The 13,233-nt window shown below is 43.2% G+C and carries 21 protein-coding genes; all 21 read right to left on the bottom strand.

Annotation, left to right across the window (positions count from 1 at the left end; translation table 11 throughout):
• Positions 1–532 precede the first annotated feature (532 nt).
• The 21 genes from ACP4IT_RS08115 to ACP4IT_RS08015 all read right to left on the bottom strand — a co-directional run bounded on the left by ACP4IT_RS08115 (position 533) and on the right by ACP4IT_RS08015 (position 13,224).
• Positions 533–937 carry an Asp23/Gls24 family envelope stress response protein gene (locus ACP4IT_RS08115; protein WP_426855492.1) on the bottom strand — a complete coding sequence of 135 codons (405 nt, stop codon included), beginning with the start codon at positions 935–937 and terminating at the stop codon, positions 533–535.
• 17 nt (positions 938–954) lie between these two features.
• Positions 955–1,374: an Asp23/Gls24 family envelope stress response protein gene (locus ACP4IT_RS08110; protein ID WP_087609448.1), complete on the bottom strand. Its 420-nt coding sequence runs from the start codon at positions 1,372–1,374 to the stop codon at positions 955–957.
• 15 nt (positions 1,375–1,389) lie between these two features.
• Positions 1,390–1,572: a hypothetical protein gene (locus ACP4IT_RS08105; protein ID WP_021742230.1), complete on the bottom strand. Its 183-nt coding sequence runs from the start codon at positions 1,570–1,572 to the stop codon at positions 1,390–1,392.
• Positions 1,573–1,590: 18 nt separating this feature from the next.
• A complete protein-coding gene (amaP, locus tag ACP4IT_RS08100) occupies positions 1,591–2,136 on the bottom strand; it encodes an alkaline shock response membrane anchor protein AmaP (protein ID WP_139560059.1) in 546 nt (181 codons plus the stop codon).
• Between the two features lie 12 nt (positions 2,137–2,148).
• Positions 2,149–2,406: a GlsB/YeaQ/YmgE family stress response membrane protein gene (locus tag ACP4IT_RS08095; protein WP_021742232.1), complete on the bottom strand. Its 258-nt coding sequence runs from the start codon at positions 2,404–2,406 to the stop codon at positions 2,149–2,151.
• 235 nt (positions 2,407–2,641) lie between these two features.
• A complete protein-coding gene (locus tag ACP4IT_RS08090) occupies positions 2,642–3,694 on the bottom strand; it encodes a GH25 family lysozyme (protein WP_216577320.1) in 1,053 nt (350 codons plus the stop codon).
• Entirely contained in the window at positions 3,694–4,206 is a 513-nt protein-coding gene (locus ACP4IT_RS08085) for a phage holin, LLH family (RefSeq protein WP_267668517.1), read from the bottom strand. Before ACP4IT_RS08085 ends, ACP4IT_RS08090 begins: the two co-directional genes overlap by 1 nt.
• A complete protein-coding gene (locus ACP4IT_RS08080; protein ID WP_015474081.1) occupies positions 4,203–4,607 on the bottom strand; it encodes a phage holin family protein in 405 nt (134 codons plus the stop codon). Before ACP4IT_RS08080 ends, ACP4IT_RS08085 begins: the two co-directional genes overlap by 4 nt.
• 56 nt (positions 4,608–4,663) lie before the next feature.
• Complete coding sequence (locus ACP4IT_RS08075) at positions 4,664–4,834, bottom strand: CD1375 family protein (RefSeq protein WP_011667838.1); 171 nt, start codon at positions 4,832–4,834, stop codon at positions 4,664–4,666.
• A 14-nt stretch (positions 4,835–4,848) separates the two neighbouring features.
• Positions 4,849–4,980 carry a CD1375 family protein gene (locus ACP4IT_RS08070; RefSeq protein WP_253290265.1) on the bottom strand — a complete coding sequence of 44 codons (132 nt, stop codon included), beginning with the start codon at positions 4,978–4,980 and terminating at the stop codon, positions 4,849–4,851.
• A gap of 12 nt (positions 4,981–4,992) precedes the next feature.
• On the bottom strand, positions 4,993–5,463 hold the full coding sequence (locus tag ACP4IT_RS08065; protein WP_253290263.1) for a hypothetical protein: 471 nt from the start codon (positions 5,461–5,463) through the stop codon (positions 4,993–4,995).
• A gap of 5 nt (positions 5,464–5,468) precedes the next feature.
• Positions 5,469–5,924: a hypothetical protein gene (locus ACP4IT_RS08060; protein WP_216577318.1), complete on the bottom strand. Its 456-nt coding sequence runs from the start codon at positions 5,922–5,924 to the stop codon at positions 5,469–5,471.
• 100 nt (positions 5,925–6,024) lie between these two features.
• The gene (locus ACP4IT_RS08055) at positions 6,025–6,501 is read right to left on the bottom strand and encodes a hypothetical protein (RefSeq protein WP_426855486.1); all 477 of its coding nucleotides are present in this window, start codon (positions 6,499–6,501) and stop codon (positions 6,025–6,027) included.
• Positions 6,502–6,511: 10 nt separating this feature from the next.
• The gene (locus ACP4IT_RS08050; RefSeq protein WP_426855484.1) at positions 6,512–8,080 is read right to left on the bottom strand and encodes a hypothetical protein; all 1,569 of its coding nucleotides are present in this window, start codon (positions 8,078–8,080) and stop codon (positions 6,512–6,514) included.
• The gene (locus ACP4IT_RS08045; protein WP_426855483.1) at positions 8,080–8,772 is read right to left on the bottom strand and encodes a hypothetical protein; all 693 of its coding nucleotides are present in this window, start codon (positions 8,770–8,772) and stop codon (positions 8,080–8,082) included. Before ACP4IT_RS08045 ends, ACP4IT_RS08050 begins: the two co-directional genes overlap by 1 nt.
• Positions 8,772–9,989: a baseplate J/gp47 family protein gene (locus ACP4IT_RS08040; RefSeq protein WP_259030898.1), complete on the bottom strand. Its 1,218-nt coding sequence runs from the start codon at positions 9,987–9,989 to the stop codon at positions 8,772–8,774. The genes ACP4IT_RS08045 and ACP4IT_RS08040 overlap by 1 nt, the downstream gene beginning before the upstream one ends.
• Positions 9,979–10,389 carry a hypothetical protein gene (locus ACP4IT_RS08035; RefSeq protein WP_259030897.1) on the bottom strand — a complete coding sequence of 137 codons (411 nt, stop codon included), beginning with the start codon at positions 10,387–10,389 and terminating at the stop codon, positions 9,979–9,981. The genes ACP4IT_RS08040 and ACP4IT_RS08035 overlap by 11 nt, the downstream gene beginning before the upstream one ends.
• Complete coding sequence (locus ACP4IT_RS08030; RefSeq protein WP_259030896.1) at positions 10,386–10,775, bottom strand: hypothetical protein; 390 nt, start codon at positions 10,773–10,775, stop codon at positions 10,386–10,388. The genes ACP4IT_RS08035 and ACP4IT_RS08030 overlap by 4 nt, the downstream gene beginning before the upstream one ends.
• Entirely contained in the window at positions 10,768–11,706 is a 939-nt protein-coding gene (locus tag ACP4IT_RS08025) for a hypothetical protein (protein WP_259030895.1), read from the bottom strand. Before ACP4IT_RS08025 ends, ACP4IT_RS08030 begins: the two co-directional genes overlap by 8 nt.
• The gene (locus ACP4IT_RS08020; RefSeq protein WP_259030894.1) at positions 11,690–12,028 is read right to left on the bottom strand and encodes a phage baseplate plug family protein; all 339 of its coding nucleotides are present in this window, start codon (positions 12,026–12,028) and stop codon (positions 11,690–11,692) included. Before ACP4IT_RS08020 ends, ACP4IT_RS08025 begins: the two co-directional genes overlap by 17 nt.
• The gene (locus tag ACP4IT_RS08015; RefSeq protein WP_259030893.1) at positions 12,028–13,224 is read right to left on the bottom strand and encodes a hypothetical protein; all 1,197 of its coding nucleotides are present in this window, start codon (positions 13,222–13,224) and stop codon (positions 12,028–12,030) included. Before ACP4IT_RS08015 ends, ACP4IT_RS08020 begins: the two co-directional genes overlap by 1 nt.
• Positions 13,225–13,233 lie beyond the last annotated feature (9 nt).

The raw sequence follows: 13,233 nt of genomic DNA, 5'->3' as shown, positions 1-13,233 counted from the left end.
GTATGAATCGATTTGCGATTAATGGCCATATTGTATCTGAACCCAAAGTTCTAAAACTGTCCCCTCTACTTCTTTTCGTTAAAATTGAAGATGATTCTGATCATCGAGTCAATTGCTTAGTTCATCAACATGGGCTCAATTTTCTTTATCAGGCTACACTCAATTCACATGTCGCTCTCTACGGACATTATAATGATAGAAAACAATTCGTAATTAGCAAGTATGCGATCATATCTACAAAAGTAAGCGCATAGGAGAAAATATGGCGGTTAATAAGTTACAGCTCAATTAATTATAAACAAAGGATAACCTCAACTGATCGCCTTTTATTATAAAAAACGGTGGTGCATCCAAATGTTGACAACAAAATACGCGAACAAAGTCAGCGGTCAAAATTTTTATTGAAAATAGTCTTCTATCAGAAGAATCGAAAAGAGTTAGTGTCTATCGCACTAACTCTTAAACAGTTCTTACATCTCTTCTATGCTAATACCGCAACAATAGCTCCATATACCCTATTTATATCATATCGCTATTTTTTCTTCTTATCACTCGATGACTGCTGCCGTTGCTGCCATTCATCCTTAGTTAGCATATCTTTGACCCGAAGCTTAACCTCGGTCACTCGATAGCCAGTCATGGTGGTCACCGCACTGGTAATCTTACTCGTCACTTTGGTTAAAATTTCTTCGGCACGTTTCCCATATTCTAGGATGGCATCCAGTTCAATGGCCACGGTCTTTTGTTGGTCATCCAGTTCAATATCGACGCCAGATTGCGGTCGATCACTCTCTGTTAATCGATCCGATAAATTATCAATCAGGTTGCCTTGTAAACTCAGCACACCATCGACTTCGCTCGCCGTCTTACCCGCAATCTTTTCCAATACCGTGTCATCAAATGTAACTATTTTCTTTGTTTCTGACTGTTTATCCATATCTATCGACTCCTCACCTATTTAATTTTAGTATCAGTGTCAACTGTTGAATTTGGTTTACCAGATGCTTGTTCCTGCCATTCCTGTTTACTCATCACATCATTGATATGAACTTTGATATCAACTACTTCTAATCCAGTGAATCGCTCGACATCTTGTTGTACACGCTGGCAAAGCTGATTAAAGATTTGGCGCATATCTTTACCGTATTCAACGGTAATTGTCATATCCAGTGCAACTTGTTTCTCACCAACTTGTGCTTCGACCCCTTGAGTTGGATCAGAATCACTACGAAAGCGATTTGTCAGATTACTAATCATACCGCCTTCTAACGCCAAAACACCATCAACATTACGTGATGCTAATCCGGCAATCTTCTTAATTACATCATCTTCAAATGTCAATTTTGTGGTCAATTTTGTGTTTTCCGTGGTCATAAGACCCCTCCTTAATTATCTTGACAAGAGTTGCTCAATCCGTTTACCTAGAGCTGACAGATCGATGCGAACAAACCTTCCAACCCCCCAACCCACTAGGCCAGCTGCTGCAACTAACAACATCGCGGGAAAGCTTTGAAAGACCCATACGAGCCCTAAAACTAGGCCCCATAGTGCTCCATATGCGCCGTTGCTCATGGCACTACCTCCTTTACCTTACACAACTGATACATGCTGTTTTCTATCAACTGGTGATAGCTGAACGACTGGTTTGGTGACCGTCAAATCTAACTGCCGCTGTAAATAGTTTTCAATCACTTGTTCAGCCTGTTCTGCCAACGAGTCAATTTGATCTGCTGAACTAACCTGAGCCACAGCTTTCATTCGAACCCGTTTGTGACGTAATAATTTTATTGTTACTTGTGGGTCAATTACGCCAACTTGTTCAGCCAATTGTTGGCGTAATGCCTTTTCTATCGCAGCTTGAGGTACTTCCAACATTCCAATTTGATTAGTAAATTGCCATTGCTTCTCACGAATTGGTTTGAAGATGCCCATCATCATAAATACTAGACCAACGATTCCAACAATGATTACTGCTCCAGCCAAAGCATATTTTAACCAGAACATTTGAGTATAACTTACATCTGTACTCCATGCCGAAAGACCCGGGATCGGTAACCACCAACCGACTTGAAGGACAGCCAAAGCTAGTAGAATTAGGCCCAAAATAGTTAAAAGCACCTTATTCCCTCGTCGCATTGAATCACCACCTTATTTGGTCTTGCCACGCATACCAAAGATTGTTGAAACAATCAAAACCAAGATAATAGCACCTAAAATTGATGGAACTAAAGCCATTCCTGCTAAAGATGGTCCCCAAGTTCCCAGTAATGATTGACCTAACCAAGAACCAATAAGACCGGCTAAAATATTAGCAATCCACCCCATTGATCCACCTTTATTTGTGATAGCTCCTGCGATAACCCCAATAATAGCTCCAACAATAATTGACCATAGCCATCCAAACATATAAAAACTCCTTTCTGATATTCAATAATTCCCTTTCTTAAGGTAAGCTTAAACATTAGAAAAAATGATGCAAGTATTTTGCTTATTATCCCACAAATTCAAATACAACATAGCCATTAGTTACAGCGTAATATCAAGATTTATATTGATATTGTACAAAAAAAGCGCCCACCCCCGTTAGGAGTGAGCGCTTTTTCTAAATCAGTAACGTACAGGTATATCTTGTACTATACGCTTATTTGACAAATTTGTTAATCTTTTTGTTGCCACTAATAAATAATCCATTAGCCAACTGAATCCGAGTTGTATCTCCATACTTGACAATCTTAGCGACATCAAATTCAGTGCCGGCTGGCTGCCAGTCCACAACATGTTTGAGGGCCTTATCTTTGTACCGGTGAGTACCGCGTACAGACTTTACTCGCTTGACACCGCCATCAACAGAATAGTATAAGTGATTAACGTTGGTTTGGTTAGACGTGATGTAATAGCCATTTGCCAATTGGAACCGGGTAATTTTGCCGTAGGTCACCACTTTAGCAATCGCAAACACAGTTCCGGCTGGGAAGTTGTCCACTTTGTGCTTGAAGGCAACGTCCTTGTAACGATTAATCGGTGTCCGGGCATAGATCATCTTGGGGTTATACCGATAATAGATGGCCTTCTTAGGCTTGATCGTCTTAGTTGTGGTGCCATAGTAGAAGTTTGAGTACATCTGGGATACATCAAACGTCCCATAACAACCCGGAAAGTGCATGCTTGACGTCCATTGCCATCCATTATATCCGGTATAAAGCTTAAACCCGGACGGGTTATAAGGATAGTTAGCCACCCAACCGCCACGGCCCGAGTTGTTCAATGGTACCGAATCAATCCAGCTGCCCATCGTATAGACGTCCGTCTTAGGATAGCCCATGCGATGAACTTCGTTGATCCAGGCCTTAACAATTTTAGAGTTCTGATTCCAGCCAGAGTTGGTGGCTTCAAAATCAAGTACGATCACACTGTTCTTGCCCAATCCTGCCTTAAGTGCACTCCGGGCTGCCATCTGGGCTTCGGCCTTAGCCCCAGCCACTGTCGTAAATCGGGCAAAGTGATAGCCGTTGACGTGTAAGCCAGCAGATACCGCGTTACGAATGCTCGGCTTGGCCGTTTGGTCAGTGAAGTATGTGCCTTCGGATAGCTTGGCTATCATGGCTTTGACGCTATACTTCTTCATCGAACGCCAATTGGCAACGGTCATGATCCCATTGTTATTGGACGTATCCACAACATCATAGTGCGGCATTACTTAGCATCTCCCTCCGTAGTTGCCGTGCCTTCTGGCACATTTAAGGGTGCTGGGTCAGCGGGCACTGTCGCAGCTTGCTTGTCCAATTGTGCTTGCTTATCAGCGAATGCTTGCTCTGTATCCGCCAGAGCGGCATTGTATTCGACCTGTTTTGCTTGGGCTTTCGTCTCCGTCGTGGTCATCGACTGGTACGCTTTTTCGATGGCTGCTGAAATAATAGCTGGGTCAACATTATGGCCTAAACCGTTAAGCTGACTGGTGACATCTGCAACAGCTTTTTCCCGCTTTTCATCGCCAGGCATTTCATAAGATGCCGACAGCAGATGAACCGCATTGCTTGCCAGATTGTCCAGTAGACCAAGAGCTTCACGCTGGTTGGCGGATTTATTGGATGCAATCTTAGTTTTTACGGCTGGATTAATTCGATTGAACCATGCTACAAACAAAAAGATAACGATGCCTAAAATACCGGTATCGCTCAACAATTGGATAATTTTGGTGATATTCATTTTTTATCATTTTCCTTTCCAACATTTTCAGCCATCTTTTTAAATCGAATTCGCAAAAAGTCAGGAATCGGGAAACCCATGACTTCAAGGTTTTCTAGAATTGAAATGGCATACTCTGCGATATAAAAAAGGACGACTGAATTTGAAATGGTATCAAATCCGAGAACGTCCAAAACTGGATAAATAGTAATTACTAAAAGCATGATTAACAAATGTTTAGCGAGGCCATACAGCCCGATTGAGCTGTCTGCCTTGTGTTTAGCGCGCGGTGAAAAGGATTTAACAATCCCCGTCAACAGGTCGGCCATAACCGCCCATAGGAACGCTTCGATAAACGGGTTATCAACCATACGCGAAGCAGCGCCTATCACGAGCGACCACCCAAAAGGGGTTGGTGGCATACTACATCATCTCTTTCCCACAAAAAATCCCATCAAAAAAGCACCAATCATCAATCCTAGGCCACAGGCGTAGAAGATGAATCGGTGCTGGTAGAGTTTTTTGCGGAGCCAAGGACATTCTTCACATCGTCCTGCAAGTAGGCTGGGACTTCTTCAATGGTACGACCACCGTCCAAAACGTTGGCGGCATAGATAGCGGCTAAAGCTGAAAATTTAAAGTTTAACATAGTTTATTATCTCCTTATTTATTTGATTGTAACTGCATCAAAACGGCTTGGGTATCAGACCGAAACGGGGCTGGCACGGCTTCAATGGACCGCGTACCGTCCATAATTGCTTGCGCGTAAATCTGCGCTAACGCTGAAAATTGCATTATCATCACCTCCTAAGATTCACTTGCTGCCGAACTAGCTGGGGCTGCTGAACTCGTTGCAGCTGAGCCGGTGTCGGTCGTGGTGCTAGCCGGTGTTAGTTGTGAAGACAAGTAATCGACAGCTTCCATCAACCCTTGCTGAGTGAGTTCGTTAGCCGACTTCAATTCCTTGTTTTCAGCCAATGCATCAGCAGCGTCCTTCTTGGCCTGTTTTAGGTCAGAGGCCGACGCTTCAAGTTGGCTTTGTAACACCTCATTTTGATGGATCAAGTAGTCGGTACTCAAGTCAGGCAGTGTATCTACCGTCCGCTTAAACATGCCATCTACCACTAGATACTTGGTCCAATTGCGAATGATGTACTCCTGCATCACTGGTGTTACCCACATTTCGATTAAGCCATCCGCCGCTTCAACGGCCGGTTGCTCGGTAATCGTATTGTTATCAGCATTGATGCTGACATATACTGGTACTGTTTTTGCCATTTGAATCACTCCTTTTCAATATCTATTTCTACTGGATAGAGGCCCGATACTGATAATGCTTTGGCACCTTCATAAGCGCAAAAAAAACAGCATCCGCTGACACTAATTGGAAACCCATCAGTTCCCGTCAGTACTATAGTACTGCCGTTATTAGTAATCCCGTAAGTTCCCGTTTCGACTGTTCCCACTCCAAAAAGAACACTCCCATCAATTGTGCTAGTTGATTTTGCACGCCAACTTTTAAAACGGTACCCTGGAATTACTGCTATATGAAAATTATTGCTTGACGTACCTGAAACCGGTTCAAATCCCCAAAGCTGCAGGATTGAATCTCCTTTTAAGCGATAAAAAAGTTTACCACTGCTACCAGGGTACGGTAGCCACAAATTCTCTTGATTTAGGAAAGTGTCACCACCAATCAGTACCTTGGTTACTTCGTTACCACCAACTAAAAGTGTCATGCGTGGTCACCTCCAAGAGGCGAGAACCGGTGGTTTAGTGGGGTTCTACCCCCCCCCCCATCATAAATAGGGTTAATCAATTTCGCCATGATGTTTCCTCCTATACTTTGGCTATTCCAATAATTGCTGGTTCAGCACTTGACTCACCGGTAATCGTACTGCTTTGAGTCAGCGCGATGGTTCTTTTAAAGTTATTACCCAAATTGATTTTAGAACAGAAAATACATCCCTCATAAATTTCTGTACTTACCACTCCAGTTGAAGGTGGTATGCTCCCTCTCAGCTCATTCATGGAAACAATTCCTTCCACGTAGCCGTTGGACTGGGCAACATTCCATTTTGCGCTAGTGAAAGTATAACCTTGCGGTGGTGATAGCAGCTTAACAACCTGATTAGCTATAAAATCAAAGCACAGGTTTCCTGCTAGCTTTGCCGTACCATCGCCATTATCCTTAAAAAAGACTTGTCCAGTGACCCCGTCCGGCAATTCCAGCGGAATCCACCCGTCTGAGTCCTGATAGATGACACTACTGCCAACTAACAGCTTGGATACCTTTTTATTCCCTAAATTAATCATCTAATTCCTCCTAGCTCGTACTGGTGCTGTGCGTGACAATAGTAATAGCACTCGGGTGCGCCGCCGCAAAGGTTTTATAATCCTCAGTATCGCTGAACACCTTCGCACCCAAAACCTCTAAGTCGTCCACCTTGAGCGTACCAGCAGCGAAGTTAGCCGAACCCGCCACACCCGCTTCGCTGACGGGAATTGTATGGTCGGTATCTGCTGGCACAAACTTGCGGCCATCGACCGTTACTGTGCCATCACCATTATCCTTGACCATCGAATTTTCGTTCAGAATCTGCCAGTCATGCCACTTAGCGGATACTCCATAATATTCATTGACATACTGATGATTCCCGTTGTCTGTCCAAATTAACTTTTTAATTGATGCATTAGCTTTTGGCGTTTCCAACTTTACCCAAAAGTAATTAGTTGTTGGTAAAGAGTTAATAGCAGGCCCATTAACAGGAGTCACATTGTTCCCAAAATATGTTCCGGGGTCCAAAGTAAACAAATCCGTTGTATTTGTTATTGGCGTCGTTTTAGTCATCACACTTGGGTCAATCGCATCAGCATCGGCAGACCGCTTCAACTTCAAACCAGAGCTATCCACATAAAATGACCAAAAGGCTCCTGTACTGTCTGTCAAATAGCCCACACCCAAAGGATTAGCGCCCGCCGTGGTAATCTCGGCAATACCACGCACGGCTTGCGATGACGGATTACCTTGGACTCCGGCTTGGCAATAAAATGTATGATAGCCAAGAGATAACGCCTGAATAGCAGCCACTAAGTCGGTTGTGTTGGCTGTTGTAAACGAATATTTGTTGCCACCATCATCCCCAGTAACCTTTGTCTTCTGCCAGTTAACAGTGTCTGCATCCTTGACCTTGTCGCTGGCCTGTGTGTCCGCGTATGCCTTGGCCGCCTTGAGTGTCGTGGCGTCGCCATCGGCTAAATTCTTGGTGGTCGCAATGGCATTGCCAGCACCGTCCACCGCACCCTTCTCCAGCGTGACGGCTTCCTTGAAGTCTGCTGGCTTGCTACCATCGATGACGGTGGCAGGAATAAGTTTTTCCACATCGTCCGTTTTGACGTAATCGGTCAACTTGCTTTCCAGCTGAGCAACCGAGACTGTCCCGGCTGGGGTCAGCGAAACATCAAGCTGCTGCGTGTTCCCAACAATGATGTGTATAAAGTGCGAGTTCATATCCATCGTGGTTGAAACGTCCATATACTGCGGATGTTCCAAGCATTCAACAGCATATAGAATTTCTTTTCCTTTTTCGTCTGTAGCAAAAAGGCCTACCGTTTGCAGCTGGTAGGCCGTATCAATCTTCGACTGGTCAAAATCAATCTGGATATATGACTTAGTGTCCCCATCGTCCTGGATGTCCTGAATGACTCCATCTTGCTTGACGGAATCAACAGCGGTCATTTCTGCAATGGCTTCTTGATCGTCGGTAAAGTGGTTGGCATCTGACGCCACTGCCCGAAATGATTTGATACGATTCTTGGCATCAACTAGCTGCTTGATAAGTGCTAAAGCAGCGTTTGTCATGATTGTGTACTGTGATGGCGTGCTATCAGCCATTATTCCTCAACTCCTTTCAATTCGGCGTAGGTGCGCCGCCACTGCTGAGTGGCCGCTCCCACGTAGATATGGTGCGTAATTTGGTTTGCTCGGCTGGTCATCAGGCCTGCGTGTGTCGTGCGTAAATGCTGAGTGATCATTCCGACCTGCAACTGAGCCGTCGTATTAACGGCATATTGTATCTCGGTTAATAGATACTCCAAAGGTAACATCTGTTGAAGAGAGTCCTTTAAAATTTGCCGTTTAATTCTCTGTTTGTTGTCCGTAAAATTGAACGGCAGATTAAGTACTTGAACCTCTTCTGGATTTTCTCCCGGAATCACGTCAAATGAACTCGCATCAATATTGAGTACCATCGATATGAGCCGTTTAAAGTCGTTGTCTGTTACTCCCATACGACCTTTAAATTTCTGCAAACGAATTTGGAACCGTAAGAATTCGTCATCGTCATCAATCCTGGTAACTCCCCAATCTTTTGCAAGATCAGTTAAAAATTGGCCTGATGTATTGTCTAAAATTCTCTGCTCAGAAAAGTGTAAAATTTCATTTTTGGTGGAGTTAACCATCTTGGCAAAAATCCGCAATACTTTTTGATTATTGGAATCTTCACCTTGATTAAAAACCGCAGGCAGCGAACTCACAATCTCTTGCACCCACGAGTCATCATCCATCGGTGTCTCAGAATGAAACATTAACTCACCTCCTCAACATTGACTGTGATATTATTAGCCGCAATTACCGCTAACTGAAAGGTGCTTACCGTGATATCTTGTTCCTTAACAATATCAGTCGACATCCCTAAGGCTACTGATACGTCTTTAACCCCTGCGGGTGAATACGCCGGTCCAAACATTTTCGAGTAAGGAACACCATCACCCATCGTTAGTGTGTCAAAATAACTGATGATGTTTTTTTTAATCGTATTGGGACCGGTATCACTATCAAACACTGTACCGTCAACTTTAAGTCCAACGGTAACATAAATTGGAACTGTTTCCGCTCTGTCAAAGTTGATGGTCTTTTGTTTACCTCCAATATCTGTTCCAATAGCAGAAATCTTACCAATTGTGTTTGCCAGCAGCGGACGATAAGTCAAAAATGCGGTGGCAATGTCAGCATCTGCACCACCAATCACATAAAGATGAGCCGTCTTTGGTGGATTACCATACTCATCGGTCTCCATTGTACGGTTAGTGACGATGTGGGCATCCTTAACCCCTGGAACATTTTTAACCGCAGTCTCTACGCCTGAATCAGTTGAATTTGGCTTGCTGATGCGATTGGAAATGATTCTAAGCTGGAGTTCCTGATCTGTCTCAGCTTCACCACCGCCTGTGGCTGCACCCGGATTCGTTACAGAATAAAATCCGTCTAATGATTCTTCTGGGTTAATAACTGTATTCGGCATGACATTGCTATCAACTCCCGTCTCTAATGCATTAGCAGCTACCGTAACTCTTCCGAGGGCGTCACCATCATCATCGACTAAAAGCGTACCCTTCGCATCTACATCCTGATTAGAAATAGTCACATCACCCGCCGTCACAAATATTGTCCCCGAATCAGTAGAGAACTCCGTTCCAGCTGGCACAGTCGCCTGTAGATAACCTGTAATTTCTAATTCAACGCTAGCATAAGTCTCTGGCTTTCGATCAATCTTTTCATCGGCTGCCAGGTCGTCTAAGTTGGCCCCTTTTGAACTCAATACCAGCATAGCGTGGCACACACCCTGAGCTGTTTGTTCTAATTTGTCCCATGCTCTAGCCATCACGCCAGCAAACATCCCAGGAGATTGATTGTCTTGCATGTCAATACCAGTTCCGTACTCCTGATAGAAGAATTGATTTATCTGTTCTCGTAGTTCATCAAGCTCTGGACGAATGTAACCGATCTTATCATCAACTGGCATCCTCATCATCTCCTTCATCGTTGTTATCAATGGTTTGGGCAAGTGTGATTCGTTCGTTATAGCTCTCACCATCGAGTACAACTTCACCGTTTAATTTTGTTAGGCGGTTCTGCTTATCAACTTTGAAATCACTAATTTGGAAGCTATCGAATGCTTCTCCAAGCTGGTCCTTTAAATAATCCGAAACGATGCTTTGTACTACAGCCGCATCATCCGCATTAATAAGTACGTCCATATGATTCAGCCCTAAATCTTCATTCCACGATAATTCACCGAGGTTAACACCCATCAACAACCATAGCGCTTGTCGAATCTCATCGTCTCCTTCAATCATATTGAAGGTTCCGGTGGCCTGGTCGAAATCCAAATCACCGGAGTTGTCTAATTTGAACGCAATCATTCTTTAATCACCGCCATTACTAATGCGTCTTGTAGTGAGTGGGTCCGACGAGTTTCGATCTTGTAATTTCGTGGACCTGTAAAATTGTCCATATCACGATCACCAAACCCCACTTCTACGACAGAATCGCGTTTAATCTTTATACCCGGAACCTTGTATATTGATGCTGGCACAATTACTTCAGTTAGAGCAGCTCGCTTGTCTCCATCAGACTGTAAAGGCAGGGGCTCCACCTCGCACGTATGAGAAGAAGCATCATAGCTAAGCACCCGGCAATCAAGATGACAATGAATTTGTGCCCCAATCAGAGGTGCTAACACATCCATTATGAATAAATATAGCTTATTTTTAGGGTCAACAATTTTTGTCTTCTTTTTCTTAGCCATGCCAAGTTACCTCCATTTTGTAATCACCATCTGATTTACTGTGGGTCACGGTCTGCACTCGTTTAAGTCCTGTGACGCTCTCTGACTTAATATAAGTTGAAGACCCCCCATTTACTCTGGGGTCTTCTGCAACGTCTCCAGTGTACGTTTTTGATCCACTGTCATCGTCATTCAACGTAGGTTCAGTCAACAATCCATTGGCGCGGTCAAAATAAATATGCTCGTTATATGGATTGGGCTTGGAGCCATCTTCAATGGCCAGACCATCACCACGAACGTAGCACTTACTGTCACAGTCCTTAACAATCGCTTTTATTGCATTAAGCGGCTTGGCCGACAGTGTGTAGCCTTTTTTATAGACCTTGTCCTTTTTCAGGTTGAATGGGTTGATTTTTATACCCGTCTCACGCTGAATTCGTTTGATGATTCGCTTAGCCGTAATCCCTTTTTTGAAAGTGATATTAACTTTTTTGGTTTGCTTAACTGTGTAACTGATTGTTTTGCCATTGCTTTCTTTAACCGTCTTTTTAACCAGCTTTGAACCATTGAAATGACTGTAAACTTTCTTATCTTTTGAATAATCTCCACCCTGCGAGGCCGCTATTTGAAAGCTGTAATCACCATCACTATTGGTCTCAGGGGATATTTTAGTAATGTTGCCTGACGCTAGCTTGCCGTAGAGTGCTGTTGGACCAGTCTTTAGAACCAAAAAATCATTTTTATGAATTTTATTACGGATTTCCTTACTGATGTTCCATAGCGTGACGAGTAATGTTCCCGGTTCGCCCGTATCTGACGTAGTCACTTCATAATCGAAGTCAACATTATTGGTACTAGCAAAGGCTAATGTTTCATTGCCATGTGTAATCATGACCGCCGACTTATAGTCGAAGTAGTCACCGATTGTTTTTACTTTAAGCGTAACTGGCATCCCCCTCTGATCCGTCGATTGCTAACTCCATCGTGTCTCCAAAATTTCCAAAAGTAACTTCCATTTCATTTCCGGACTCATCCATTGGTATAATCGTTTCAGCGGGTAATCCGGGTAAGTTAATAGTCCACAGTGGTTGATTAGCCATCACAACGATATCGGACTTAACAATGTTACCCTCAAGATCGGCCACATCAATCGTAAACTGTTGATCAATATTGTTGTACTGAAACGTGAAGTTATAAGAGCCGCTGTCCAAATCCACCTGTTTTGTATATGGCATTAACTCCGGGTTAACGTCAATCGTATCGTGCAGTGCCATTATTTATACCTCACTTTCACGCCAATCGGAATTTTAGTGGCCGGCCACTTGTTATTCTTCTCCAGCCATGAAATCGACACACCAAACTTCTGGGATATCCACCAATAAGTCATCCCTGACTTTATTGTGACGTACTTCTTATGCGATTTAGACGTACCTTTTTTGGCACCAGAACTGGCCACTGTCTTCTTTTTAGACTTCTTGGCTGATTTTATGTGTGCCCGAAGCTCATAATCGAACGTGATTGGCAGTGCCAACACATTTTTATAAGGTGTATCAATTGTTTTACCAATTGAAGCAATATAGGCATGTTTCCATCGTGAAAAGCCACGAACTTCAAGTTCGATGTTTTTGCGTTGCCATCCTTCAAAAATCTCGTAGAGTTCGTCCATCTCTTTGAATGAATTTCCATGTAAGTAATAAGTTGCGGATAGTTGTTTACTGCTCCGGCTGCCGTGAGTGATTCGTGTATCCTTGGCATCAACCGAATGTGTAACATGATTTTGTTCAATGCTTTCAGACGGAGATACTTCACCCAATAAAAAAACGCGTGACGTTTTATAGTCAGCGCGATAAACGGCAGTTGTATAGCCTGCATTCCAGCCTGTAGCAGCCTTGGCTTTTTTAATTTTTGTTTGAATTGCAGCACTATTTTTCCTGACTAGAGCCTTATGTGCTGCCGATTTTACGTTATTATATGCATCACTATAATTCGTAGCAACCTTCTTATCGGTCTTCTTTTTTGCTTCCTTTTTAGTGATCGCATTTTTATCCTGCGTAATTTTATTTTTAGCATTTTTTCTTTGAGTCCAATATTTCTGATAACCCGCTGATGTAGTGATCTTCTTAATGGTATTGGATATGGTGGTTAGATCCGATTGCAGAGATTTAATCTTATCTTGAATAGCCTTTTGATCTTTCTTTTTAGCTTTAGACAATTTAGCTCGTTGTTCGGTCAACTCCTTAGTCTTCGCATCATACGCCTCTTTTTGGGCGTTATACCCACTGGCCTTAGCTAAATAGTCATCTGCCTTATCAATTATTTTTTGCTGTTTTAAAATATCAGCCTTGAGTTTTGCAATTTGACTCGCATCCTTTTCAACCACTGAATTTTTCGCAGCACTCTGTGTTTTTAACCAGGCCTCACTCCTACCTTTGAGCGAGACCACCTTCTTTTTGGTGGTGCTTTTTGCCATAGCATATCA

The sequence above is a fragment of the Levilactobacillus sp. LN180102 genome (assembly GCF_050106635.1).
GTDB lineage: Bacteria > Bacillota > Bacilli > Lactobacillales > Lactobacillaceae > Levilactobacillus > Levilactobacillus brevis.
The sequence above is the reverse complement of the archived record's forward strand: the minus strand, read 5'-3'. Positions and strand labels throughout refer to the sequence as shown.